The organism is Methanobacterium veterum, assembly GCF_000745485.1.
Taxonomy (GTDB): domain Archaea; phylum Methanobacteriota; class Methanobacteria; order Methanobacteriales; family Methanobacteriaceae; genus Methanobacterium_D; species Methanobacterium_D veterum.
The window spans coordinates 418,143-443,822 of record NZ_JQJK01000008.1 but is presented as its reverse complement, the minus strand read 5'-3'; the positions used below and the strand labels follow the sequence as shown (position 1 = coordinate 443,822).

Sequence of the window (25,680 nt, the reverse complement as noted above, 5' to 3'; positions counted from 1 at the left end):
AATATTGAATTGGAACCTGAAAATTAGGTTCGAGGTTACAATTAGAGATTTTGACTATAATCCTGATCCATATCTAAATGCTATGTTGCATGTTCCTTCTTTACTGACCATACATGCGCCGATTGGGTTCATAGGATTGCATTCTTTCCTGAAAAGTTTGCACTGCTCTGGTCTTGCAATTCCCCTCAAAATTGGACCACATATGCAGCCAGTTGGGACTTTTTCACCCTGCTCTACTTTGATATCGAATCTTTCCCTTGCGTTGGAATCTGCGAATTCATCCTTTATTTCATATGTAGAATTAGGAATTTCTGGAAAACCTCTCCATTCTTTGTCTTTAATATAGAAAACTTCATCCATAAGTTTTTGGGCTTTTATATTTCCTTCTTCTCTAACAGCTCGTTTATACTCATTTTGAACTACGGCTTTGCCTTCATCCATCTGTTTTAATATCATATAAATTGCAATCAGTATGTCAAATGGATTAAATCCTGCAACAACTTGAGGAATACCATATTTTTTAGAAAATAGTTCATATGGTTCTGTACCTATTATTGTTGAAACATGACCTGGTTCTATAAGGGCATTTAAGTTTACTTCTCCTGATTCAATTAAAAATTTGAGTGCAGGAGGTATTAACCTGTGACAGGATAAAATTGAAAGGTTTTTCGGAAGCCCTGCAACTATTTCTGCTGCAGTGGTAGGTGCAGTAGTTTCAAAACCGGCTGCCATGAATACGACATCGTTATCAATCTTTTCTGCAATTTCAACCGCATTGTTTATCCCATAAACTATTCTTACGTCTGCACCTTCGGCCTTTGCGTCTGCAAGTGTCCCTGTTGTTCCGGGAACCCTCAGCATATCTCCAAATGTTGCAATGGTAACGCCTTTTCGTGCAAGGTACAGGCATTCATCAACTTCTATTGAAGGTACACAACAAACAGGACCCCCCGGCCCTGCCACTATTTCTACTTCTTTTGGAATCAATGATCTTATTCCATGCTGCATTATAGTATGTTCATGGGAGCCACATACGTGCATTATTTTAACGGGCCTTGAAATGTTTTCAATGCGTTCTACTATTTCTTTGGATAGATTTTTCATGATGTCACCTTGATCTGTTTTCGTTGTTGATTGTATCAAATCATTTTTTTGTTATAATTATTTATCATTAAATCCTTGGATTAACAGATAAGTTTAAGGATATTTATTAGGTAATGACTTTAAATAAACAATTTAGTTTATTGTTCATATATTGTTAATACATTGTTATATAATTGCTGATTTATTATTTTTATTGAATTTTAATAGGAATTTAGGGATTATTTAGCGAAATAAAATGCTTTAATTATTTGAAATTATTTATGTTGGGAGATACTAGTTTCATTTCATTGATTTTATATTTACGATATATTTATCAAATGATATTAATTAAAAATCATTTATATATGATTGTAATAAATACAAATTGATTATTCTAGTTTGTATAGATCAAATTACTTGAATAATAGAATTATCAAAAAATTTATTATTACAAATAACAAAAAAATTAATACGAAAAAGTAAATATGGCTGTTTGAGGTAACTAATATTGAAAATGATCTTATGGCTTTCTATAGATAAATTAAGGTTTAATAATAAGAATGGGTACTTATTTATGAATTTACGGGATCGGCTGTTTTCGATTTACAGAGTTCGAAGAAATTCAAGCGTTACAATTAAATATCTATATTATTTAAATTATTTTAGAAGCCATTTTTAGATAGTCATAATAACCTTTAGGATTATAAATATCGGTAGGTAATATGAAAGTTGCAGTGGTCGGATTGGGAACAGAAGGTAAAAATGCTGTAAAATCCCTTATTAATTATGGATATAAAGTTTATGCTTCTGATATGCAAAAAAATGTGGAATTAAAACATAACTCTGCTATGGATCTTGATCTTGGATATCATGATTTTGATAAAATAAATTCTGCAGATGCAGTAGTTTTAAGTCCAAGCTTGTGGAGTAGTAAGATCGGCGAAAAAATAAGATCTCATAAGAAGTCTTTATCAGACATTCTGGCAGATCATAAATCTATTTTTACAATAGGAGTAACAGGAACCAATGGTAAAACAACTACCTGCTTTATGATTAAGGAAATACTTGAAAAAGCAGGTTTTAATGTACTCATCGGCGGAAATGCTGGTGGAGGATTTGGGGGATACACAAAACTTATACTGGAAACTTCTAAACAAAAATGTGACATTTTAATAGTTGAAGTTTGTGATATGACTCTTGATTTTTGTTCTTATGCCTTTGATTTTGACCTGATAGTTGTAACAAACATAGGGCATGATCACATGGATTTCCATAATTCTCTTGAGAATTATAGAAACTCGTTAGGTAGATTCTTAAAAGGGAAAACGGCTATATTAAATGGACAAGATGAATTTTTATCTGGAATTAAAGATTATCCTAATGAAACGTTCTTTTTTGGAAATGGATACAGAGATCTTAAACTGTTCGGTGAATTTAACCTTCAAAATGCTGCTGCTGCAGAAAAAGTTGCACAATTTTTAGAGATTCCACAAGGCGATATTGATGATGCGTTAAGTGGATTTAAAGGAGTTAATGGAAGATCAGAAACTCTTAATTTATCTGGATGTAATTTTGTGGTTGGAAAAACAGATAACGTTGATGCAACTGCAGCAGTGCTTAATGAGTTAAAATTTGATGTGGCTATAATTGGTACGCCCAGAAAGAATGAAACCTGTAGATATGAAATTTTAAAGGAAGTAGTCAAAGTTAATCCAGAAACTATAGTTTTATTTCCGGGATTAGACAATACAACAGATATTGCATTTGAAAAGTTAAAAAATGAAGGTTATAATGGAACTGTTAAAATAATGAAAGATACAGCCGACGTTGTTGACTTTGCAGTGGAGTGCAGTGACAAATGTAAAAATATATTTATAGGTGGAAATGGCCAAACTAAACTTATAGAAATACAGGAAACACTACGGAGATTAACAAAGGATGATACAGTGATTAGGGGCAAAAAAGTACTGATAATAGGCGCAGGAAACGCGGGAAGGCCTGCAGCACATCTTTTAAACTACCTTGGCAATGAGGTTATTATTTCGGATATTAAAGAATTTGAACAGCTGCCAAAAAAAGCCAGAAGAAGAATTGAAGAGCTAAAAGAAAAAGGAATAGCTGTAGAACTGGGATCCCATGTAAATGAACATGCAATGTGGGCGGATGTTGTTTTTGTTTCTCCAAATGTACCTAAAAATTCTGAAATTCGACAATTTATTAATGAGTGTGAAGAGAACTACGAAATCATGGAAATTGGTACAAGGGACATTGGAAAGATGATAAATTCTATTATAAAGATCCCTATGATTGGTATTGCTGGAACAGATGGTAAAACCACAACCACCAACATGACAAATTATACATTATCTGATAGATATGAAACATTACTTTTCTCATCCCTGCAGAACTCGCTTGTTATTGAGGGGCTAGTTGATTTTATAGTCGAAAACGGAACTGGAAATAAAGATTTTGCAGTTTTTGAACTTCCTCATGGTACTATAAGAATGTTAGACGGGCTTGAAATTTGTGCAGGGGTTTTAACTAACCTTACTCCAGATCATATGGATGAATTTAACACATATGAAGAATACGTGGAGAGAAATGTGGCTATAAAAGATTTACTCCATAAAAACGGGATTTTAATTGCAAATGGTGATGATCCAATCATAAGTATATTGGCCCCTAAATTTGATAAAGAAGTCATATATTATGGTTTTAATGAACCTAGAACAGTTGTATGTGAAGGTAGAACTTATCCTCATAAAAATAATATAGACTTTGATATATTAGCAGAGGATGTTGAGCTTAAAGGTCTTTATGGTTCAGAATTTACCATTAAAACTGGAGTTATTCCAACAGTGGTTTGTAAAAACTGTGGTAAAGTGTACTGTAACTGCGGTAACTTTGAAAGAAAGTATAGAGATCCATGTACTATGAGAATAATGCTTAAATCACCCGGCGCATGCAATATAGAAAATGCAATGGCTGCTTTTGCTGTAGATATGATTTTAAATTTTGATTTAGATTATATTAAAGATAAAATGGAAAGTTTTTCTGGAGTAGCTGGAAGATTTGAGAAAATTGACTTGATCAACGGCATAAATATATTCATGGATGCGGCTCACAATCCTGAAGCCGCAGAACGCCTTCTAGATGGTTTAACTCTTGAAGGAAAGCTTATAATATCTGTAGATAATCCAGATACACTTACAGTTCGTGATAAATTTAAGATGGGCACTGTGCTTGGAAAGTATGCTGATGTGGTTATTGCAAGCGCAAAAAATGAAACTACTGAAGTGGTAGATCTTGAAGCAGCGGAGACAGTGGTGGACGGAGCTGATGGTATAGAAACATACCAAACAATTAATATTGCAGATTCAATATCTAAAGCATTGGAAATTGCAAAAGAGGGAGATACAATAATCCATATAGGTCCCGGTGTCGTTAATGCATATGACAATGTAAAATCAGAGATATATAAAGGTATTAAAGAGTATAAAGATAAAACTTAAATTTCAGTGAACCAGCTAAACGGATTTATTTTTATGAAAGAACAAGAATTCAAAGCAGTAGTTATCGGCGGCTGCGGAACTGTCGGGAGTTTAATGGCAAGAGTTTTAAAGGATAACGGTGTCGACGTCACTGTATCTGATCTTTCAACAGACAGTCCACAGATAAATATCCTTGAAGAAGAGGGGATAAAACTCAATCTTGGAGAACATGACGAAAACATCCTAAAAAATGTAGATGTAATTGTAGTTGCTCCAAGCTTACTTCAAAATAGCAAATTGATTGGAAAAATAAAGAGCGTTACAGACGCAGATATAATAAGTGCAGATGAGATTTTAAGCACATGTAAAGTGAGTAAACCTGTGGTTGGAATAACAGGTACCAACGGAAAGACCACCACAACATGGATGCTCAAAAATATATTAAATCTCAGTGGATATAGAACTCCTGAACATAAACTGAAGATGCAGGGAAACACGGAATTAATACCCTCTTTTCAGGCAAGACTTGACGGAGATATCGCTGTTTTAGAGATAGGTACTCATGGAAATCCTGATGAAATTAAAAACTGTGCCCTTAAATCTGAAGTAGGCATAGGGATTATAACTAATATTTCTAAGGATCATTTAAGTGGATCCCATAACTTCCAGGATTATATAAACTGCAAAAGAGAGATCGTAGATGTTGCCCGCTGTTTAATTTTTAATGCAGATGACCCTGTGGTAACTGGTTTTAGTAACGATACCTCTCATAAAGTCTTTTTTTATGGAATTGAAGGTATAGATTCGGAAATAGAAGCTTATCCTGAAACAAGAGAATGTCCTCTATGCGGAAAAGAACTGGAATATTCCCTGCATTATTTAGGTCATCTTGGAGTTTATAAATGTTCTTGCGGATTTAAACGTAAAGAACCTGATGTTAAAGCTTTTGATGTAAAGAATAATTCTTTTAAACTTGTTATAGGATCAAATACTGCAGAAGTTAAACTCAAACAGGCAGGTATTCACAATGTTTACAATGCCCTTGCCGCAGCAAGCGGAGCTTCAGCACTTAATATTGATTTCGATGATATTGTGAGAGGTATTGAATCTTTTGAAGGGGTAAAAGGGCGATTTCAGAAAGTAAATATTGGAAAGCAGGTAATAATAGATTATGCCCATAATCCTGCGGGTGTTAAAGCAATAATTCAAACTTTAATCCGAGAAAAACCAGAAACCTCAAGATTAATCGTTGTAAATACTGTATCCTCTGAAAGTGGAATTACTGGAGATATAGAAATAGCAAAAATATTAAAAGATGCAGATGTTATAGTAGTAGCATCGAATGCTAGTAGAAAAGCTTCATCTAAGATTAATGTTGATAACTATGTTATACTGACAGAATCTAGTAAAAAGGCCTCTAAAATAGGAACTTTAGGTGCAAGCAGGGCACAGGTAGAAGAGAGCTTAAATTTGGCAGTGAATGAAGCGAAAAAAGAAGATATCATTCTGATAATAGGGGAAGGGGGAGTTAAATATTCTTCAGAAATACTTGGGAAATTCAAAAATTAACATAGCTATACTTATTTTACTGGCACTAGCCATGTATCCATTTGGAAATATTGTGGGGAGTTACTGTCCACAACAGGGGCCAACAGACATCACTGCTTTGAGTGTAGGTGATACAGTTATAGCAGGAACTCAGGTTACAGATGATAGTAAAATTAGAAAGGTTCCTTTACTTTATCATCCTGAATACTTGGGGTATTATATAAGTAACATGGAATTTTTAGACGTTATAGATGCGGTGGTCACGGGTACAGTTAAAACTCCAACTGATCAGCTTACAAGTACGGGTATATCCAAAGAAGGAGCTGCACAGGGATTCAGTGGTCCTGGAATTTTAGCGGTTACAGATAATAAATTGACTGTTACTTACCCTGGTAATTTTGTTTATGGATATAAAACTCCTTATACCTTTGGAGTTAAGACAAATGATGGTTTGAAGATAATAGAAGGAAAAAATACTATTAAAGTAGTGGCTTACGATCAGATCAATAACGGCACCGTGCCCCATAATTATGTGAGCGCAAGTGCTGTTAAAGAGTGGTATAAAAGCGCTAGTAATGGGGATAGTATAACACTGGACTATGCAATTTCAAAGTTCAACGATGGAAGGAATTTAGTCGCCCCTGGAAATATTGAATCTTTATTTGGGAGTGATGTATTAAATTATATGAAAGCTTATCCTGCAGGATTACCAATACTTGCTTATAATAGCTCTGTAACCCAAAAAGTTATTGGAACTGGGGCAGATACGGTTGGTTATTATGCAGAGTATGATAATGCAAAAAGGGCATACAATGCACATTCATTTGCAGTAGCATGGAATGGAACTATAATCCCGCCACATACAACTTCATCAGGAAAAGAAACTGTAGGATTTGAAAGAGTTTCTGATCCAACTGTTTCAGCCGGATGGGTAACTCATGGTGTTTGCCCTGCAGCAAGGTCGCTGAGAGGTGCACTATTTAATGCAGGATTAGGACTCCCAGTTGGTATGCAGTCAGGGGAGTATGCTGTAAAATTAGGTTATAACCCTGCTACTGGTATAACCGTTACAAATACTAAAGATTACCCAATTAAGATAGTAATGTGGACTGAAGGGTCTGGAACTAGTATGAATATATATACTAAGGTCATTGAACTTGTTCCTAATTGATTTAAAGGAATAATTTTAAATTTCCTTTTTTTCTCTTATTTATAACTTTTAAATTTCATATTCCGTGTTTAATGGAATAGATAACTGGTTTGTAATATTAAATGTGATTCCAATGGTATCAGCAATTATAACTGCGGCAGGTAAAAATAGACGAATGAGGGAAGATTTTAGATCTCGTGGGATGGAAATTCGGCACAAACTTCTCCTTAATTTTTGTGGAAATCCAATAATATTACAAACACTTCAAAATACATTAAATGCAGGTGTCGACGAATGTATCGTTGTTTTAGGGCATTTCAGCGATGAAATAATATCAGTACTGGATGAATTTGATGATGAAAGAGTTAAAATAGTTATAAATCCTGAAGTTAATGTTGAATTATCGGAATCTCTTTTAAATGGAGTTAAAAAGGCTGAAGATGATTTCTGCCTTTGTGTTGCAGCGGATCAACCTACAGTATCATCTGAAACTTTTAAAAATATTATAAATGGGATATCTCATAGTTCAGAACCTAGAAATACAGTTTCAATTCTTGCAAGGGGAAAATCCGGATATTTGGATACTGCCGAAGGTCTTGGCATGCCCTTTGCATGCCATACAAATATTTTAAAAAAATATTTAACTGGAAATAAAGATAATTTAAACCCAATTTTGAGAAAAATACTTAAAGAAGGGGCTATTTTTTATGGAGTTCCTCCAAAGGATGATCTGGAACTTGTAAACATTAATAGGTATGATGATTATTTGGGATGTGAAAAATGATTCATTATTTGGGTTATAAAAAATTAAAAATAGTATAAAATTATTGATTGTAAAATAATTTGAAGTCTTTGCAAAATGAATATCAACTGTTTAAAGCCGTAAATCAATGAATTTTAACGTATGATACGCGAGAGGGGTAAAAATGAAAAGGTGGCAAAAAGCTCTTATAATTATAATATTGATATTAGTTTCAATTACTGCAGCTATCCTGGTTGAATTTGAACTTACAGATCAGCAAACCGGCGGTAAGATAAATATACTGTTATTGGGTAGAGATGCTCAAAATTCAATTTATTCAGGTAATACTGACTCCATAACAATTCTTTCTATTGATAAGAACACAAAAAAAGTTTCCCTTCTTTCTATCCCTCGAGATAGTAAAGTAGACATACCTGGACATGGTATGGATAAGATCAATGCTGCCTATGGTTATGGTGGAATTAACTTGACAACCACTACTGTAGAAAATTTCTTGAACATACATATAGATTATTATGTTGTGATAGACTTTGAAGAGTTCAAAAGTATTGTGGATGCTCTGGGCGGAATTAATATCAATGTCGAACCACAAATCGCTGCTTATAGGCCGGAATTAGCACCCGCAGGTGTACATAAACTTAATGGAGATCAAACCTTGCTTTATGCACGTTTTAGGCAGGACAGTAAAGGAGACATGGGGAGAGTGCAGAGACATCAAAAAATTATTGCAGAAATTATCAGGGAATCATTAGAAACTTCTAATTTACCTAAATTACCTTCTATTTTAAGTCAGTTGAGTGAAAATACCCATACAAATGTCCCCATTTATGACTCAGTAAGGCTTGGAAAACTCCTTCTAGACTTTGACATAAATGATGCTCCGACTGAGATAATTACTGGGAAAAGCCAGCGTGTTAATGGAATATATTACCTTATTCCAGACAAGACTGACGCTGAGAAGAAAGTAACTGAATTGGGCTTGAGGGACTAATCTTCTCCCCTTATTTTAGATTTAATTTTTTTAAATAATGCTTAACATATTTTAAAAAGGTAAGAGCGGATCTTATAGCTAAATTGGAGATTACATTTTATGGGGGTCTTTATGGGATATGGGACTTTTAAACATCAATAAATTTGATAATCACTTCAATATCTTGGAAAAAAACATTCCTGCTTAAATTACTTTCTGTAATAAAATTATTATTTTAAACATTAAAACCAGATAGTATACTGGTGCTTAATTTGTTCTTCTTAGCTAGATTATCCCTGAGTTTAAGAATATATTTCTTGGTTTCAGGTTCTTTAATACTGATATCATCTTTTATTTTGTATTATTTCTCGCCAGCATTCATCTATAAATCTATTGAAAGCACTAGATTTGTTTTGTCTACTCTTGTTGAAAGTGAAGCCACCGTCATAGCTATAGTCATAACATTAACACTCGTTGTTCTCCAGTTAACTGCTTCTTCTTATTCAACTAGGGTTATAGATATATTTGAGGATTCTCCATCAATCTGGCTGATTGTGGGAATTTATATTATTGCTATTGGCTATGGATTAACAGTTTTAAATGCTATAGATGCTATTCATGCAAGTGGTATTTTAAATTTTGAGATTAGTGTTTGGGTTGCTTATTTTCTTGGTATTTTTGCATTTGGTGCTTTAATACCTTATTTGTTAGGATCTCTTGAGATTATGAAGTCTTCAACAGTAGTAGATAGGTTTGCTGAAAGGATAACAAATGAAAACATTTTAGCCGGTGTTCAAGAATCTGAAAAAATTGTTGGCGCTGATTCAAATGATATTAGCTATTCTTACATTTATTCAGATATAATGAGGCCGGTTATTGACACTGAAAGTGATCCAGTTCAACCTGTAATTGATATTATACACAGCTCAATGATGAAATATGATTATGGAACAATGAGGTATGGATTGAATGTACTTGAAAATTATATGATGGCTACACTTAAAAATGGAAAATTTGAGCGGGAAGAGGGCATAGTAGTAAAGCACATATTTACTCATCTGGAAAGGGTTGGAAAGTTAGCAGCAAGCCGTGATGACGAAGATTCTGTTATGGAAGTAATAATTACTATCTATTTAATTGGAAAAACGGCCATGGAAAATAAGATTGAGAGTGTGGTGGGTGAAGCAGTTAATTCCATTAAAAATATTGCTAGGCTGGCTATAAATCGAGAAATGGTTGATATAAGAGCAGCGGCAACTGATTTAATAGGGGAAATTGGCAGATGGACTGCTCAAAATGAACTTGATTTTGCAACCAGCGTAGCGGTTAATTCACTGGGAATTATTGCTATAGATGCAGCTAAACATGCTCAACGTGGATTGGAAGAAACAGTTTGGATGGGGGGAACTATCTACGGAATTGGGAAGTTGGCAATAACTCAAAAATTGGATCAGTCGGTTTCCAGTGCAGTAAATTCCATGGGAAATATGGGAAGATATACGGCAAGAAATGATCTCCCTAAGACTACCATAAGGATAGTGAATTATCTCTCTAATTTGGGCACAGCTGCTCTAGAATCTGAATTTAGCAAAAATACAAATGACGTGGCTGAATATTTGTGGGAAATTGGGAGAATAGCTGTATGGAGTGAATTAAGTGTTTTGGCTGCTCATAGTATATTAAAACATGCCAAAGAATCCCTTGAAAATATAAGAAAAAGAGCAAAAGAACTGGGAGTTAAAGAAACAAGCTTAGCCGCTCAGTCTTCCTTAGAAAAGATTAACAAAATAATAAAGGAAAAAAGTATTCATGATGGAGAAAAGGTAATGTATAAAAAAAAATTAGATTGAGTTTAGAGAAAAGAAAGTTCTTTATAATGAACTATAATAATATATGGTTCTTAATGTTTCCTTTAAAAATGATTGGCTGCGTGGATTGACGATTTATTTAGTTATTTTTGTAATGGTTACGCTGGTTTCATATCTTTTCTTTTATCATTTTAAGCTACTTTATACGGATATAGACAGTGCCCGTTATATATTGAGTTCCCTTATTGAAAGTGAAGCTACTATTTTGGCTATAGTCGTTACTTTAAGTCTAGTAGCAGTGCAGCTTGCTGCATCGTCTTCTCCAAGGGTAATTGATATCTTCAAAAGAACTCCAGACCTCTGGGTTTTGATTGTGGTTTACATTTTTGCCATAGCATACTGTGTAACTTTACTGAAACTCATAGTTGACACTCAAAGCAGGATTTCAGACCTTGAAAATTATATTCTTTTTGCATACTACATCAGCATGTTTGCATTTATAGCTTTGATACCGTATATGTGGAATATTTTAGACCTTATGAAGCCTTCTGTTGTAATTGGCAAACTTGCAGAAAGAATTAATGAGAAAAGTATTTTAGCAGCTGCCAGTGCAGATGGGAAACTAATAGAAAAAGACGACCCAATACAGCCAATTATTGATATCATGAATGCATCCTTGATGAAATATGATTATGGTACATTCCGTGAAGGTTTAAGAGTAATTATGGATTCTACAATTGGTATTCTGGATGAAAATCAGGATAAAACAGAAAAAGAAAGAATAGTTAAGCATGTCTTGTATCATCTTGAAACTGTTAAAAGATTGGCCGCTGAATCTAATGGGGGCATGTTAGTGGATGAAGTGATGGTTGATATTAAAAGAAGTAATTTTGAAACGAATTGAAACATTAGAGAAAAATAAAAAAGTAAATTTATTTTTCTAAACTGTCTTCTAGCATCTCAAATCTTTCTTGCAGTTCTTCCTCTGCTTTTCCAAGTTTAGTTACCAGTTTCAGTATGTTGTCCATCCAGACCATCATCATTTCCTGGTCTGCTACATCTTTATATTTTTCCATTTTTGCATCCAGTTCTTTAGCCTCATCCAATATTTCAAATATTTTTGTTTCGGCCATCTAATCCCCCTTTAACTTATTTATCAGTTATTATTTCATGGATACAAGTGCATTTACAACGCACCCTATATTCTCACCGTTCATACCGACAATTACTTCGTCTTCTTTTATATCAGCATATCCCCTTGAACCGCTGCACCCCATGGTTATATTTGCGGTATTTTTAGTGAACGGACCGGCCACAGCATCAGCACATATAGATTGAATTCCTGAAAAGCTTGCTTCTACTTTACCTCCTCGAGTATAGACCATAGCTTGAGCAAGTTTCATTGCCTGAACAGGTGTACATATTACTACAATTACATCTGGGCTAAATTTAATATTTTCTAAAGGTGCGTAGATTACAGCCTTCATCATAGGGTCTATTTTTGGTATTTCATCGAGCGTACGCTTTGCAGCTCCAAGACTGGAGAACCTTCCAAGGCTCTGGTAAAATTCACCTGTTTTTATCTTCTCTGGTGCCTCCATAAGCCCAATAGCGGATGCTCCACCTTTACACATCTGTTCATCGTTTGTTGCATAGAACATGGCGCCCTGAGCTGCCCTCTGGACCATTTCGCAGTGTCTTATGTTTTCGTCTATTTTTTCTATTCCCCCTGGAATGTCTTCTTCCCTTAAAACGAATTTTATTGCTACTGGGGATTTGTCTAAACCGAGTCTTTCTTTAAGTTCTTTAGATATCATATCATATCCTTCTACTTCGCAAGTGCTTTCTGCCATGATTTTCACCGTTTTTATTATATTATTTAAATTATTTATTTCTATTTGAAATTCTCTTTAAAATAGAATATAAGTAATAGATAATATGGATTTTCGCGTGATATAAGAGCTTATATTGACATATTTAAATAAGCAAAAATAATAAATCATATAAATAGTTAATAATCAACAAATATGAAATTAAAATAAGAATTAAATGAAAAAAAGCAGATTCATATAAAAAAGGAATAGTTTTAAGCTGATTTAATTCCACTAACCAGCTCTTCAATTTTATCTTTAACATTAGAACTATCTTCAACTACAGTTCCAGTCACGACAATATCTGCACCTGCTTTTGCAATTTTTGCAGCGGTTTCACCATCGCGTATTCCGCCGCCGACAATTACAATTATGTCGGTCATTTTTTTGACCCCTGCAATCATCTGTTCTGGAATATGTTCATTAGCTCCAGAGCCAGCTTCGAGATAGATTAATTTCATTCCAAAGAATTCTGCAGCCATTGCATATGCTACTGCCAGATCTGGTTTGTTCCTTGGGATTAATTTAGCATCTCCAACCCATCCAACAGTTCCGCCTGGCTCAACAACAAGATAACCCATAGACAGGATTTCTATTCCCATTTTTTTAATACCAGGGGCCGATAACGCTTGAGCACCTATTATCCAGTATGGATTCGTTGAATTTAGAAGACTCATAAAAAATATGGCATCTGCATGTTTGCTTACACCGCTTATATTACCTGGAAAAAGAATAACTGGAACATCGACATTTTCACGCAGCGCTTTTGCAGTTGCATCGAGTTCTTCAGGCTCTGTTGTAGATCCGCCAAGCATTATGCCATCGCTGCCGCCTGCAATTGCTTCTTTAGCTATTCTGACAGCTTCTTCAGGGCTCTGCTCTTCTGGATCTAAAAGTGTTAAATGTAATTTATGATCCTCAAGTGTAGTTCTAATGTAGTTTTCGACATTCATTAGCATCATCAAGAAAATAGTTAATTAAGTAAATAAATGTTATAAATGTAAATAGGAGGGTATATCCTCCTAAATCGAACTTCAAGGAATTTATTTATCCCCTTGGTTCTTTAGCTTTTGGTCTTAGACCTTTGTAACCGCATTTTCTGCATACTTTTGCAGTTGGTGGATTTCTTGCGTTACATTTTAAGCATATTTTGATATTGAATATTCTATTTTCTGCTTCTTCAAATCTAGCCATTATTAGCCTCCTTTATAATCTGTTTTAATACAGTTTAAAATTGAGTTCTTGATTATACTCGTTAGTTTATTTTTATATAAATATATTTTTATAGTGAATAACTTAACTTTCTAAACTTATAAATTTTGGATAGTTGAGTTTACATTGATAAGTTGAGGAAAATCTCTTCGAGATTTTCTGAACCCCAAATCAAAGATTTGGAGGCTGAAGAAAAATTCATAGAATTTTTCGAAACCCAAAAAATCGAAAATTTTTTGTAGGCTGAAAGAAATGTATGTATGCAAAACACTGCCAAAATTTAATGAATTTTGGCGCATCGAAAATTGAAAATTTTCGAATGCTTCGTGTTTGTCGCGTCAAAATTATAAATTTTGACAGATTTTAATAACATTTCTTGAACATTCGAAAATTTTTTAAATTTTCGAAAGTTCTCAAACACAATGTGTTTGGAACCCCAAAAACTTTGGTTTTTGAGAGTTTAAAGCACATAAACAAATTTTTTATAAATAGTTAGTCAAAAACATTTGGTTATTCACTACTAACTTATATATTCATTTTGAATTTCTACAACTTCTAAACTGCTTTTAGCTTTAGAATACCTTTCTAAAAGCTCTTCATTGAGCGTTAGAAAATGCGGTCCCCACTTGAACCCCGACATAATATCGGTAGCTATATCTTTAAATCCAATTATATAAAAACTTGCTGCAATTGCTTCAGCAGTAGATAATATACATGGCTTTCCATAATTGGTGGGATTTGCAGCAATCATGAAAGGCAGTGATCTGCTGTTTTTGCCTGTTTTTATTCTATAAGGAACTTTGTCTAACCTTTTCCAGGAGCAATCAAGTCCTACAAGCCCTTTTTCCATTACTGTCTCCCTGTCTTCAACAGATAATGATTTTGGGGAGTATGGATCTAAAACAATTGCACCGGTAGGTAATTGGTTTAATTTTGTGACTACTTTAACTTTTCCCTGTTTTCCAAGTTTAACTGTAGTACATTTTTTCCTGTCGCACTCTTCTGCATGATAAACAACGATTTTCATTTTCAAAACACATTTAATATTATTTTAGCTTAGAGCCATTATTATTTTTCAGTTTGAATTCAAAAATAAAAGACATTACTAGTTATGATTTTTTGTTATATTAAATTTACCATTAATTAATTCTCTAGATAAATGGTCTAATTTGGATTTAAGATAAGTTTATAATTTTTGAAGTACTTATTATTACTATATGACTTTAATTGATTATTAAGTTTGTAGATAGCGAGCAAAAAGGAGTTGAAACAAATGGCAGATGAAAAAGAATTAGTTCTCACACGTGACTTAGATGCGCCGCGTGAAGTTGTATGGAAAGCATGGACGGATCCTGATATGTTCATGCAGTGGTGGGGGCCAAAAGGCTTTACAACACCTGTCTCTAAGATAGATCTCCGAAAGGGAGGTGAATACTTCAACTGCATGCGGGCACCTGACGGGCAAGATTTCTGCAGTAAAGGTGTTTACATGGATGTTGTTGAACCAGAACGGCTGGTTATGACAGATTCCTTTGCAGATAAGGAGGGCAACAAAGTTGCAACGACATACTATGAAATGGGGGCAGAATTTCCAATGGAAATGCAAATCAAAGTGACATTTGAAGAACAAAGTGGTAAGACTAAGCTAATTTTGAAACATTCTGATGTCAGTAGCATCAGTGAGGCTGAACTAAAGGATATGCAGCAGGGCTGGGATGAATCATTAGATAAACTCGCCGAACTTCTGGCGAAAAGTTAAAATTGGAATGTTAAATGAGAAAGAATTCGGTATAAGGGCTGAAAAAATGGCGAATAATAAAACAAAAATTACTGCAGAACCTGGAAAACAGGAAATTTTTATTATAAGGGAGTTTAATGCGCCGCGGGAGCTTGTTTTTAAAGCATACACAGATCCAGATCTTTATGTGCAGTGGATTGGGCCAAGGGAACTTGAAACTAATCTTGAAATATTTGAATCGAAAAACGGAGGGTCCTGGCGATATATTCAAAAGGATCCTGAAGGGAATGAATTTGCATTTCATGGAGTAAATCATGAAGTTAAAGCTCCAGAAAGAATCATTGGCACATTTGAATTCGAAGGACTTCCAGAAACTGGTCATGTTATCCTTGAAAAGACTATATTTGAGACGTTAACTGGCGGCAGAACAAAGATGACATCTCAATCTGTCTTTCTGACAATTGAAGATCGTGATGGAATGCTCCAGTCTGGAATGGAAGAAGGAGTTAATGATTCGTATAATCGTCTTGATGAGCTGTTGGAAAAGATGCAAAAATAGAATTTGGATATTTAAATGGAGGAAAAATAATGGAGAAAATGCATTTTTCAATTGTCATAGATGCACCAAAAGAAAAGGTTTGGAAAACAATGCTCGATGAGGACACTTATCGGCTTTGGACAGATGTATTTATGCCCGGTTCACATTATGTTGGTGAATGGAGTGAAGGGAGCAAAATTCTTTTCCTTGCCCCTGATGAGTCAGGTAAGATGTCTGGAATGATAAGCAGAATTAAAGAAAACAGAAAATATGAGTATGTTTCCATTGAGCATAGGGGTGAAGTTGAAGACGGAAAAGAAAAGGAAATGGAATGGGCAGGAGCGCTTGAAAATTACACATTCCATGAAAAAGATGACAAGACAGAAGTTCTGGTGGATATGGATGCAAATGAGGAATTCAAAGAAATGTTATAGGATATATGGCCCAAAGCACTGCAAAAGCTCAAAGAACTGGCAGAGAAATAGAATAATCACTGTGAAAGTCTGCAATAACATCAAAACAGTGATAAATGATAGTTAAATGTAGTTTTTTTTAAACAACCAGGAGTAAGTTAATATGCAAAAAATTGTTCCATTTTTATGGTTTGAAGATAGTAAAGCTGTGGATGCTGTCAATTTCTATACTTGCATCTTTAAAGATTCGAAGATAGTGAATACCATTCGTTACGGAGAAGCTGGCCCTGGACCGGAAGGATCGGTTATGTACGTGACTTTTCAGCTGGAAGGACATGAATTTTATGCATTAAATGGTAATCCACAATTCAAATTTACAGAAGCTATATCACTGTTTGTAAACTGCGAGACGCAGGAAGAGGTGGATGAGCTGTGGAAGAAGCTTTCTGATGGTGGAATGGAACTGGGACCAGGTTGGGTTAAGGACAAATTTGGTGTCTCCTGGCAAATCGTACCCACTATTTTGAGAGAGTATCTAAGCGATCCTGATAATGAAAAATCCCAGAGAGTAATGCAGGCTATGATGCAGATGAATAAGATTGATATAGAAACTCTGAAGCAGGCCTATGGAGGACGATAAAATGGAACACCTGTCCCACGGGCAGATTCAGTATATAAATCCCGATACTCTGTCCACCAATCCTGCATTCACCAATGTAATTGCTATATCTGGCAATGTAAAAACGATATACATTGGGGGACAGGATGCCATAGATGCTTCCGGTAAAATTGTAGGGAAAGGAGACCTCAAGAAACAGGTTTCCCAGGTATTTACCAATCTGCAAGAGGCTCTAAAGGCTGCTGGGGCGGGATTAGAGCATATTATTAAGTGGAACGTGTATCTGGTCCAGGGCCAATCATTGGAGCAGGGCTTTGAAGTATTCCAACAGGTAGGCGGTAGGCGACATAATCCTCCTGCTATTTCCATGATGTTCGTGTCTGGACTGGCAAACCCTGATTTTCTAATAGAAATGGATGCTATTGCTGTTTTACCTCAAGACCATGTTTAGGGTACCTTTAATTGTTTGCTGAATTGGATGTCTTAAAGAGTTAAACAAGAATCTAAGCTAAATACGAAAGAGGAAAAAATATGGAAAACCGTCGCAAACACAGTTTCATGGCCTTAAAATCGAAGATTTTGAAGAACTACGTTTCTCAACCGTTATAAAATGCCCTGAAAGAAAAGGTTTGGAAGACCATGCTCGATAGGGATACTTATGAAAAATGGACGGATGTGTTCATTCCAGGTTCACATTATGTTGGCGGCTGGAGTAAAGGAAGTAAAATACTTTTCCTCGTGTATGATGAGATATGTAAAATGTCGGGAATAGTAAGTAGAATAAAAGAAAACAGGCTATATGATTATATTTCCATTGCGCATAGATGTGAAATGGAGGTGGAGCAGAAATGGAATGGCTGGAACCCTTGAAAATTACACTTTCAAATGAAAATAAGTTAAAAATGAATAAACTGCCATTATAACGCAGATGCTGTATCTATGATGTCTATATAAGTTATTTACAGTTGTACATTTATAAAACGGATCTTTCCTGCTCAACAATCTGTGATACAACACATTTTGTGTCTTTAATATCTTCTAAATCATAATAACGGCCGCCAGATGCCAGTGCAAGTTCCATATTCATATCTCGCCCGTATTTAACTGATCTCTCAAAATTAACAATGATAGTATGTATCTCATTTTCTTTTAAGTCTGCAGCAATTTTCAGGGCATCTTCTGCAGGCCTGTCGTTGATGCCTACATTCGGCATGCCGTCTGTTAGTACAATCATCATGGGAACGAATTCTTCTTTAATTTTTTCCTTTTTAAGAAGCTCTAACCCTTTTTTAAGACCTGCTGCAAGTGGAGTGGTGCCTCCAACACGTATATTATCAACATTTTCTTTAAATGAAGAAGCTCTTCTTGTTGTTGGAATTATAACTTCAGCTTCCTGACCTTTAAATCCAATAACACTTATTTTATCCTTGTGACGGTTAATATCTTCAATCAATTGATTTAAAATACCTTTAATCTTATTTGCTTTCCTTTGTGAGAACATAGATCCGCTTATATCTACCACGAGAGCTATTGATGCTTTTGCGCCATGCTTTCTAACTTTGTGGCGTATATCTTCATTTTTAACATTAATGCTGCCTTTTGATTTAACAGCAGCCGCCCTTAAAGTTGCATCTATTGCTATATCATTTGAGACATTTTTAGGAATTTTACTTTTTATGTACTTCCCTTTTTGAGTTTTTGAATCGACCCGTTTTCCATATAACCTGTTCTTTTTTTTACCTTTCATTTTAAGGAGCTTTTTTATATCGACTTCCTCATCATCAGAATCTACGGGATCTCCTTCTTCTTCAATACTTTTCAACATAATTCCTTTTTTTTCTTCAGGATTTTCAGACGGCTCAACCGGATTGGGAACAACACTTACATTACTCTCCTCTTCAGAGGATTCATCTTTATCACGGGGTTCTTCCTGATTTTCTTCAGTTTCAGGTTTTAAACCACTATCTTCATTTTGCCCTTCTTGAGATTCATTTTCATTATCATCGGATTTTTCGTCCTGATTTTCTGCAGTTTCAGAATCTTCTTCATTATTATCTTGCTCTTCTTGGGTTTGATCTTCATCTTCTGTATCTGAAATTGCTTTTTCAAGTTTTTGTTTAATCTTTTTTTGATCATAAGATTTTTGAAGTCTTTCTCCAAGTACAAGCATCACGGCTTCTTCGACGTCATCATAATCAACTTTTAAATGCTTATTGTAAGCGGCAATGGTTTTCGATGTTTTAAGTATTGCAATATCTGCTCTGTGTCCATCAACACCCATATCAACACAGACATGTGCTATTATTTTCATTAGTTCTGGAGAAATTTTAACATCCTTGAGTAATGCTCTAGCATTTAAGATATTATCCAGTATCTCTTTTTGTGATGTACTGAATTTTCTTTTAAAAGCAGTGGGATCTCTTTCAAATTCTTCTCTTCTTGCCATTATTTCAACACGGTCTTCTATGTCCATGATACTGTGCACTATGATGTGCAGGCCAATTCTATCAGAAAGCTGTGGCCTGAGCTCACCTTCAGCAGGGTTCATTGTTCCAACCAGTATAAATCTGGAGGGATGTGATACTGAGATCCCCTCCCTTTCTACAATATTTATCCCATATGCAGCAGCGTCTAACAGGACATCTACTAAATTATCGTCAAGAAGGTTAATTTCATCAATATAAAGTATATTTCTATTGGCTTCTGCCAGTATTCCTGGCTCTAAAGCTCGAGTACCTTCTTTTAATGCTTTTTCAATGTTTATTGATCCAACTACGCGGTCTTCTGTAGAACCGAGTGGAAGTTCTACTACTCTCATTTTTTTCTCTTCAATTTCTGCATTGTCTGATTTGCATGTATCGCATGCAGATTCCTCATCATCAGGATCACAGTTAAATGGACATCCTTTTACAACTTTTAATAATGGTAAAAGATCTGCAAGCGCCCTTACTGCGGTAGTTTTCCCTGTCCCCTTATCTCCTTTGATAAGGACCCCGCCGATCCCTGGATTTATAGCATTTAGTATAAGCGCTTTTTTCACGTTTTCCTGACCTACAATTGCCGAAAATGGAAAAATAAGGTTTTTCAATAGTCTCACCGTTTGATATTGTGAAATAATTTTAATTTATTAAATTAGAACTTTGGTTAGTATTAATACATAATAATTTGATCCATAAATACATTATCAATAATATTATTTTAACCAATAACTGGTGGTTATCTGGAAATTTAAGGAAAATAGGGCGGAATTGATTTATCATAAATAATAAATAACACCGATTACATAAGCAGAATTGGTGATAATATGTGTACAGTCGGAGGACCAATGGCAGATATTAAACTGAAAAAGCTTAAAACAAAAAGATATAGATGCCTGGATTGCGGAAACGAGTTTAAAGGAATTGGAAAAAGAGTAGTATGTCCATCATGCCAGTCAGACAACGTAGAAGCATTAGAATAACTGGAGACGAAATTTTATTTTTAATAGGAGAATCTGGAGAACTGGGCATATTAAAAGCTGGAGAACAAAAGCAGATATTTATAGGTACACCTGATAAAGAGGAGATAGTTGCTTTTCTTGAGCCAGATGATATAATTGCAGTTTCTGCATTTGAAAATAGTAAGAAAGCAGAAAAAGGAATAAGGTGCATGCTTTATTTACTTAGAGAAATGAATTTTCCCATTACTGTTCTTCCAGAAAATCATCCAACTTCCAGAAGGCTTCCTATGGTTGTAGCAGCAGGAGACCACATTAATTTGAGTTGTAATATAGTTCCAGGTACTCATCCAGAACAGGATATATTATGTGCATGTGATGATCTTTCAGATACACAAATAACAGCATCGAAAGATGGTGTTGAAGTTGAAGGAACTGTTAAAAAATTCAAAGTTGAAAAATTTTGAATAGAAGAATAATCAATCTAAATAACTCTTTTTTAGCTAATTTTAATAACCATTAGTTTAATATAACATAAAATACTTAGATTTAGATCAATATGTCAATTTACGAATTTTACACCATTTTTGGACAGATAGTGTTTATCGCAGGTATTTTTATTTTAAGTCTGCTATCGGTAGCACTTATCCTTGGACGGATTCTTATAAAACAGGAACGCCTTATTTTTCCTAAGCTGCTTCTGTTTACAATAGATGTTTTTTATGGCTTATTTAAAAAGTTTGCAGGAAATGTTGGTTTAGATGAAAAAATTGTGGATCAAATGGGTGTTGAAGTAAGAAATAAAGTTAATGAAAAGGCTTTTAATGATGTAGACAACAATGATAAGATTTTAGTACTTCCCCATTGTTTAAGAAGTCCAAAATGCGAGGCTAAACTGGACTCTACCGGCCTTCACTGCACTGACTGTAATCGATGCGTGATAGGCGTTTTAAAAAATAAAGCAGAAAATAAAGGGTACGACGTGTTTATAATACCAGGATCAACCTTTTTGAAGAAGATTGCCCAAAATCACGAGTTTAAAGGAGTTTTAGGTGTTGCATGTCATCAAGACTTGAATTTAGCAATGATGAACTTATCTCATGTCCCGTGTCAGGGGGTCCCTCTCCTGAAAGATGGGTGTGTCTGTACTAAAGTTGATATCCGGGCAGTTCTTGATAAAATAGGTATTGAAACACCTCAAAATATGGTACTACCAAATAAAAGTGCTTCATGCGCTACTGAACGCCCTAAACGTAAAATACTTTAAAAATCCCTCAAAATTCTACGAATTTTGGGGCAGAAAAAATCTCCGATTTTTTCATGCTCCGATTTTTAATGTTCGAAAATGCTTTGCATTTTCTCAACTTTAGAATTTTACTACGTAAAATTCTAAGGTTCGGGAAATTGAAAATTTCCCTCAACTTTAAAAAAATCGAAGATTTTTGTTGCGTCAAAATTGAAAATTTTGACAGTGTTCGGGGCATGTAAAAATCATCGATTTTTACGGTTGCAAATCTACGATTTGCAAACATCGAAAATTTTTATAAAAATTTTCGAATGTTCGAAAAAACCGGTGGTTTTTTCTCAACTTTAATTTTATTTATTTGAATGACATTTAAATTCCAAAGCGCCTTTCTCTTTCTTGATAAGACCTGAGAGCTCTTAAAAAATCAACTTTTCTAAGCTCGGGCCATAAACTATCGCAGAAATATAACTCTGAATATGAAGACTGCCATAATAGGAAACCGCTGAGCCTTTCCTCTCCACTTGTCCTTATAATAAGATTGGGATCATCTAAACCTGCAGTATATAAATTCTTATTAACCAGATCTTCGTCTATTTCATTTATATCTAATTTATTCTCTTTTACTTCATTTGAAATCTTTTTTATAGCATCTATAATTTCCATACGCCCGTCATAACCGATTGCAAAGTTCACATGTTTTTTGTGGTAGTGGGCTGTGGATTCTTCTGCAGTTTTTATGGCTTCCCTAACATATTCTGGAAGTAAATTTAAATTACCAACTGCTTTAATTCGGACTTCATTTTTATGGATCTTAGGGTTTTTCGCCACGTCTTCAAAATTTTTCTGGAAGAGTTTCATTAAACCCTCCACTTCATGAGGAGGCCTTTTGAAGTTTTCTGTAGAAAATGCATAAACAGTAACAATTTCTATCTCCAGTTCAATGGACCAGTCCAGAACTTTTTCAAGGGTACTCACCCCCTTTTTATGGCCTTCTATAACTTCCATATTGCCCATCACTTTTGTGTATCTTCTATTACCGTCCATTATTATTGCTATGTGTTTAGGCAAGCTTTCTGGTTTGAGATTTTTTGATATGTACCACTCATAAATATCATAAATAAACTTCAACTGTTTCATTAATTTAAACCTCCAATTTTCATCTATTAAGGTGCAAAAATATTCCAGAATCCATGGAATAAGAAAGATCCATATACTTTGTTGGTCTTAAGGCGTATAAAACCTACAACAGCCCCTAATATTAGTCCAACTTCTATCTTACCTATTAACAGTGGTACCAGGGCAAACTCTTTTGGATGGATTAGAAATACATCTATGTATCCAATATGCCATAATCCAAATAGAATAGTAATGGTAATCCATGTAATTAATCTTGAATGTTTCCCTTTAAGAGAATTCTGCATATTGTTCCAAAGGTATCCCCTAAACAAAAGCTCTTCAAATGCAGGCACAATAAGTCCGAATATAAAACTCAGCATGATAATATCAAGCTCGGCTCCTAGAACCACAGGTAAAACTATGAAAACTGGAAGCGCTATCATCCCTGCAAAGTAAATTATTTTTGTTCTTTTTCTAACATCGTCTAAATTCAGGCTCAAATCGTTTAGTGATGGCTTAAACAATACTAAAAGTAATATTCCGACAATAAGGAACGAAATTCCATTTAAAATTTGGAACAATACTATATTTTCTCCGGGTTTTATCACATACCACAGGCTGTCCATTACAAAAGCCCTTAGAAGTTGTATTATAATTAATATAATTATTACTTTGCATAAAAGTTTTATAAAATGTTTGTATTCCTGTGATTTTTTTAAAGTTTCCATAAAATTCTCCTGTAATAGTTGCATTCGACTTATACTCGATACTTTGTTACCACAATTGCAGTTATAATAATTTAATTAGAAAATAGGCTTAAAAACCATGCTAACCAGCCTAAAGCGCCTATTAAATATGTGGCATACACTGCCCACCTAACACTTTCGAATAATTTTTTAATTTTTCCTTTTTCTTTGATCAAAAGGACAACCAGTGCAATGATGAGAATTCGGAGCCCCCATATAAAAAAAGGGGATTGTATGCTCCCTTCTAAAACTATGAGTTCCTTTTCAAAAAACTGGCCGAACAAATAAACGAACAAAATGAACCATCCAACCATGGCAAGGATAAATGAAGCAATGTACATCCTGGTTTTAAAATAGCTTTTCCAGCGAGCGTTTTTTTGAACCATATGGATTACTTTCCAATAAGTTTTATTATCTATTCTTCTTGATAGAGGAATATGTCTTCAATCTGTGCTTTAAAGAAATTAGCCATTTTAAACGCCAGGATTAAGGAAGGATCATATTTATCTTTTTCTATGGCAATTATGGTCTGTCTAGTGACGCCTAATTCTTTGGCAAGTTCTTCCTGGGTCAGGTTCTTCATGGCCCTGTATACTTTCAGATTATTTTTCATAGGAATCAGTAACCGTATTTTTTATTATAATATCCATAAAAGACATAATATAAACCTAAAAGCGCAACAGCTGAATATGCAAGGGTATAACCTGCCTGGATAAAGTCGGGGTACTGATTTCTCATGGTAATAAAGAACAATCCTATAATGGCTATTGTAATGGAAAAGAGTACCATTGCCATTCTTGAGGCTTTTTCACTTATTTTAATTATTCTTTCATCTTCCAAAGTTTCATTGGTATTTTTTTTGTAGATATAGGATACCATGGCACCAATTACAATGGCCAGTATGGCTGGGATAATTTCTCCCAGTTCAACAGATATTCCTGCTATCATAGCAACAAATATGGTAATTATTATTCTTACAATCTTGTAATTTTCCATTATATCACCTTTATATGAATATTTTAGTATTTGTGGGTGTAATATGCTCTTGATGTAAAGTAAAGTATAAAACATAAAATTGATGCTAAAAATAAAGTATATCCTGCTTGTAAAAATTGGGGATAGTTGTTTCTAAGTGCAATAATTACAATGCCTGCATAGATCATAACCGCTATAAGGACTCCTAAAGTCATGGTAGCGGCTTTTTCATTAATCAATTGGGTTCTTTCATCTTCAACAATAGCATTACTGTCTTTTTGGAATATTTCTTTCAAATTATCTCTATGGATATATAAAACGGTACTTAATGCAATTAAAAATACAACTGCCAGTATAATAATGTAAATATCTGCCAGTAATAGGCCTGCAATCCACAGTCCTGTTATAAAAACTGATAATATTTTTATAAATAAACCTGATTCGAAAATTGAAAGTATTTTCATGATTATTCCTGACTTTGAATTCATGATTTCACCTTTAGTTATTTTTACTCATTTGTTTTTTTTTAAATAATCTCCATATAGCAACGTGTGAAGCGAAAACTGTCATAAGCAGCTGTAAAAATGGAGATATGAATATCATAAGGGTAATCCATCCAATGAAGCTTAACTTGGGGTCATAAAGGATTAATGGAATTCCAAAATCTGTAAAATTTGCAGATGGATTCTGCAGCATTGTAATCATAGGCCCCCATATGATTAACATCCATGCTAACGTAACTAGAGATGTGAGGGTTGCATATTTTAAAATTCTGCTTGAAATGTCATTGATCTGCAATTTTTGATGTTTTAAACTTTTTGAAAGATACCATCCTGCTGGAAATCCAAATAATATACAAAAAAATGGTACGCCCATTCCCATTCCAACCAATAATGTATCTAAAACTATATAAATTACAAATGATGTTTTTTTATTTATTTTAAGAATGTCCCCCAT

General features: G+C 34.4%; 30 protein-coding genes. 16 read left to right on the top strand and 14 right to left on the bottom strand.

Going from position 1 to position 25,680, the window contains the following annotated elements:
• Nucleotides 1–54: 54 nt before the first annotated feature.
• Complete coding sequence (gene hypD / locus EJ01_RS02320; RefSeq protein WP_048192839.1) at nt 55–1,104, bottom strand: hydrogenase formation protein HypD; 1,050 nt, start codon at nt 1,102–1,104, stop codon at nt 55–57.
• A gap of 701 nt (nt 1,105–1,805) precedes the next feature.
• On the opposite strand from hypD, the gene EJ01_RS16870 reads away from it, so the two are divergent.
• From EJ01_RS16870 to EJ01_RS02285, 7 genes are all read left to right on the top strand, one after another.
• Entirely contained in the window at nt 1,806–4,595 is a 2,790-nt protein-coding gene (locus tag EJ01_RS16870; RefSeq protein WP_084689105.1) for a Mur ligase family protein, read from the top strand.
• A gap of 33 nt (nt 4,596–4,628) precedes the next feature.
• A complete protein-coding gene (locus EJ01_RS02310) occupies nt 4,629–6,143 on the top strand; it encodes a Mur ligase family protein (protein WP_048080308.1) in 1,515 nt (504 codons plus the stop codon).
• Nucleotides 6,124–7,293: a hypothetical protein gene (locus EJ01_RS02305; protein ID WP_157197531.1), complete on the top strand. Its 1,170-nt coding sequence runs from the start codon at nt 6,124–6,126 to the stop codon at nt 7,291–7,293. Before EJ01_RS02310 ends, EJ01_RS02305 begins: the two co-directional genes overlap by 20 nt.
• Nucleotides 7,294–7,405: 112 nt before the next feature.
• On the top strand, nt 7,406–8,056 hold the full coding sequence (locus EJ01_RS02300; RefSeq protein ID WP_048080306.1) for a nucleotidyltransferase family protein: 651 nt from the start codon (nt 7,406–7,408) through the stop codon (nt 8,054–8,056).
• A 142-nt stretch (nt 8,057–8,198) separates the two neighbouring features.
• Complete coding sequence (locus tag EJ01_RS02295; RefSeq protein WP_048080305.1) at nt 8,199–9,026, top strand: LCP family protein; 828 nt, start codon at nt 8,199–8,201, stop codon at nt 9,024–9,026.
• Between the two features lie 251 nt (nt 9,027–9,277).
• Entirely contained in the window at nt 9,278–10,855 is a 1,578-nt protein-coding gene (locus EJ01_RS02290; protein WP_048080304.1) for a DUF2254 family protein, read from the top strand.
• A gap of 85 nt (nt 10,856–10,940) precedes the next feature.
• Complete coding sequence (locus EJ01_RS02285; RefSeq protein ID WP_169740426.1) at nt 10,941–11,717, top strand: DUF2254 family protein; 777 nt, start codon at nt 10,941–10,943, stop codon at nt 11,715–11,717.
• A 28-nt stretch (nt 11,718–11,745) separates the two neighbouring features.
• Here EJ01_RS02285 and EJ01_RS02280 read toward each other — a convergent pair whose 3' ends face one another.
• From EJ01_RS02280 to EJ01_RS02260, 5 genes are all read right to left on the bottom strand, one after another.
• Nucleotides 11,746–11,946, bottom strand: a complete 201-nt coding sequence (locus EJ01_RS02280; protein ID WP_048080302.1) for a hypothetical protein — start codon at nt 11,944–11,946, stop codon at nt 11,746–11,748.
• Nucleotides 11,947–11,976: 30 nt separating this feature from the next.
• Nucleotides 11,977–12,666: a DUF169 domain-containing protein gene (locus EJ01_RS02275; protein ID WP_048080301.1), complete on the bottom strand. Its 690-nt coding sequence runs from the start codon at nt 12,664–12,666 to the stop codon at nt 11,977–11,979.
• 233 nt (nt 12,667–12,899) lie between these two features.
• Nucleotides 12,900–13,637 carry a geranylgeranylglyceryl/heptaprenylglyceryl phosphate synthase gene (locus EJ01_RS02270; protein WP_048080300.1) on the bottom strand — a complete coding sequence of 246 codons (738 nt, stop codon included), beginning with the start codon at nt 13,635–13,637 and terminating at the stop codon, nt 12,900–12,902.
• Nucleotides 13,638–13,731: 94 nt separating this feature from the next.
• Complete coding sequence (locus EJ01_RS02265) at nt 13,732–13,878, bottom strand: 50S ribosomal protein L40e (RefSeq protein WP_048080299.1); 147 nt, start codon at nt 13,876–13,878, stop codon at nt 13,732–13,734.
• A 538-nt stretch (nt 13,879–14,416) separates the two neighbouring features.
• Nucleotides 14,417–14,923, bottom strand: coding sequence for a DUF367 family protein (locus EJ01_RS02260; protein WP_048080298.1), 507 nt, complete (start codon nt 14,921–14,923; stop codon nt 14,417–14,419).
• 246 nt (nt 14,924–15,169) lie between these two features.
• On the opposite strand from EJ01_RS02260, the gene EJ01_RS02255 reads away from it, so the two are divergent.
• From EJ01_RS02255 to EJ01_RS02230, 6 genes are all read left to right on the top strand, one after another.
• A complete protein-coding gene (locus EJ01_RS02255; protein WP_048080297.1) occupies nt 15,170–15,655 on the top strand; it encodes an SRPBCC family protein in 486 nt (161 codons plus the stop codon).
• 46 nt (nt 15,656–15,701) lie between these two features.
• Nucleotides 15,702–16,193, top strand: a complete 492-nt coding sequence (locus EJ01_RS02250) for an SRPBCC family protein (RefSeq protein WP_048080554.1) — start codon at nt 15,702–15,704, stop codon at nt 16,191–16,193.
• Between the two features lie 29 nt (nt 16,194–16,222).
• Complete coding sequence (locus EJ01_RS02245) at nt 16,223–16,606, top strand: SRPBCC domain-containing protein (protein ID WP_048080296.1); 384 nt, start codon at nt 16,223–16,225, stop codon at nt 16,604–16,606.
• Between the two features lie 142 nt (nt 16,607–16,748).
• Complete coding sequence (locus tag EJ01_RS02240; RefSeq protein WP_048080295.1) at nt 16,749–17,225, top strand: VOC family protein; 477 nt, start codon at nt 16,749–16,751, stop codon at nt 17,223–17,225.
• Complete coding sequence (locus EJ01_RS02235; RefSeq protein WP_211251398.1) at nt 17,212–17,655, top strand: RidA family protein; 444 nt, start codon at nt 17,212–17,214, stop codon at nt 17,653–17,655. Before EJ01_RS02240 ends, EJ01_RS02235 begins: the two co-directional genes overlap by 14 nt.
• Nucleotides 17,656–17,843: 188 nt before the next feature.
• Nucleotides 17,844–18,074 carry a hypothetical protein gene (locus EJ01_RS02230; protein ID WP_052375751.1) on the top strand — a complete coding sequence of 77 codons (231 nt, stop codon included), beginning with the start codon at nt 17,844–17,846 and terminating at the stop codon, nt 18,072–18,074.
• A 103-nt stretch (nt 18,075–18,177) separates the two neighbouring features.
• On the opposite strand, the gene EJ01_RS02225 is transcribed toward EJ01_RS02230, so the two are convergent.
• Entirely contained in the window at nt 18,178–20,301 is a 2,124-nt protein-coding gene (locus tag EJ01_RS02225) for a VWA domain-containing protein (RefSeq protein WP_245611131.1), read from the bottom strand.
• A gap of 207 nt (nt 20,302–20,508) precedes the next feature.
• Here EJ01_RS02225 and EJ01_RS17470 point away from each other — a divergent pair, with 207 nt between their 5' ends.
• The 3 genes from EJ01_RS17470 to EJ01_RS02215 all read left to right on the top strand — a co-directional run bounded on the left by EJ01_RS17470 (nt 20,509) and on the right by EJ01_RS02215 (nt 21,907).
• Nucleotides 20,509–20,664 carry a hypothetical protein gene (locus EJ01_RS17470; RefSeq protein ID WP_169740425.1) on the top strand — a complete coding sequence of 52 codons (156 nt, stop codon included), beginning with the start codon at nt 20,509–20,511 and terminating at the stop codon, nt 20,662–20,664.
• Nucleotides 20,631–21,107 (top strand): hypothetical protein, encoded by a 477-nt coding sequence (locus EJ01_RS02220; RefSeq protein ID WP_048080292.1) that lies wholly within the window; start codon nt 20,631–20,633, stop codon nt 21,105–21,107. The genes EJ01_RS17470 and EJ01_RS02220 overlap by 34 nt, the downstream gene beginning before the upstream one ends.
• A gap of 92 nt (nt 21,108–21,199) precedes the next feature.
• Complete coding sequence (locus EJ01_RS02215; RefSeq protein WP_048080291.1) at nt 21,200–21,907, top strand: DUF116 domain-containing protein; 708 nt, start codon at nt 21,200–21,202, stop codon at nt 21,905–21,907.
• A 348-nt stretch (nt 21,908–22,255) separates the two neighbouring features.
• Here the strand turns inward: EJ01_RS02215 and uppS are convergent, their stop codons facing one another.
• The 7 genes from uppS to EJ01_RS02180 all read right to left on the bottom strand — a co-directional run bounded on the left by uppS (nt 22,256) and on the right by EJ01_RS02180 (nt 25,680).
• Entirely contained in the window at nt 22,256–23,023 is a 768-nt protein-coding gene (gene uppS / locus EJ01_RS02210) for a polyprenyl diphosphate synthase (RefSeq protein ID WP_048080290.1), read from the bottom strand.
• Between the two features lie 26 nt (nt 23,024–23,049).
• Nucleotides 23,050–23,730: a CPBP family intramembrane glutamic endopeptidase gene (locus EJ01_RS02205; RefSeq protein ID WP_048080289.1), complete on the bottom strand. Its 681-nt coding sequence runs from the start codon at nt 23,728–23,730 to the stop codon at nt 23,050–23,052.
• 71 nt (nt 23,731–23,801) lie between these two features.
• Nucleotides 23,802–24,134: a hypothetical protein gene (locus EJ01_RS02200; protein ID WP_048080288.1), complete on the bottom strand. Its 333-nt coding sequence runs from the start codon at nt 24,132–24,134 to the stop codon at nt 23,802–23,804.
• Between the two features lie 29 nt (nt 24,135–24,163).
• On the bottom strand, nt 24,164–24,361 hold the full coding sequence (locus EJ01_RS02195) for a helix-turn-helix transcriptional regulator (RefSeq protein WP_048080287.1): 198 nt from the start codon (nt 24,359–24,361) through the stop codon (nt 24,164–24,166).
• A 5-nt stretch (nt 24,362–24,366) separates the two neighbouring features.
• On the bottom strand, nt 24,367–24,744 hold the full coding sequence (locus EJ01_RS02190) for a DUF2178 domain-containing protein (protein WP_048080286.1): 378 nt from the start codon (nt 24,742–24,744) through the stop codon (nt 24,367–24,369).
• 23 nt (nt 24,745–24,767) lie between these two features.
• The gene (locus tag EJ01_RS02185) at nt 24,768–25,211 is read right to left on the bottom strand and encodes a DUF2178 domain-containing protein (RefSeq protein ID WP_048080285.1); all 444 of its coding nucleotides are present in this window, start codon (nt 25,209–25,211) and stop codon (nt 24,768–24,770) included.
• A 10-nt stretch (nt 25,212–25,221) separates the two neighbouring features.
• On the bottom strand, nt 25,222–25,680 hold the full coding sequence (locus EJ01_RS02180; protein ID WP_048080284.1) for a hypothetical protein: 459 nt from the start codon (nt 25,678–25,680) through the stop codon (nt 25,222–25,224).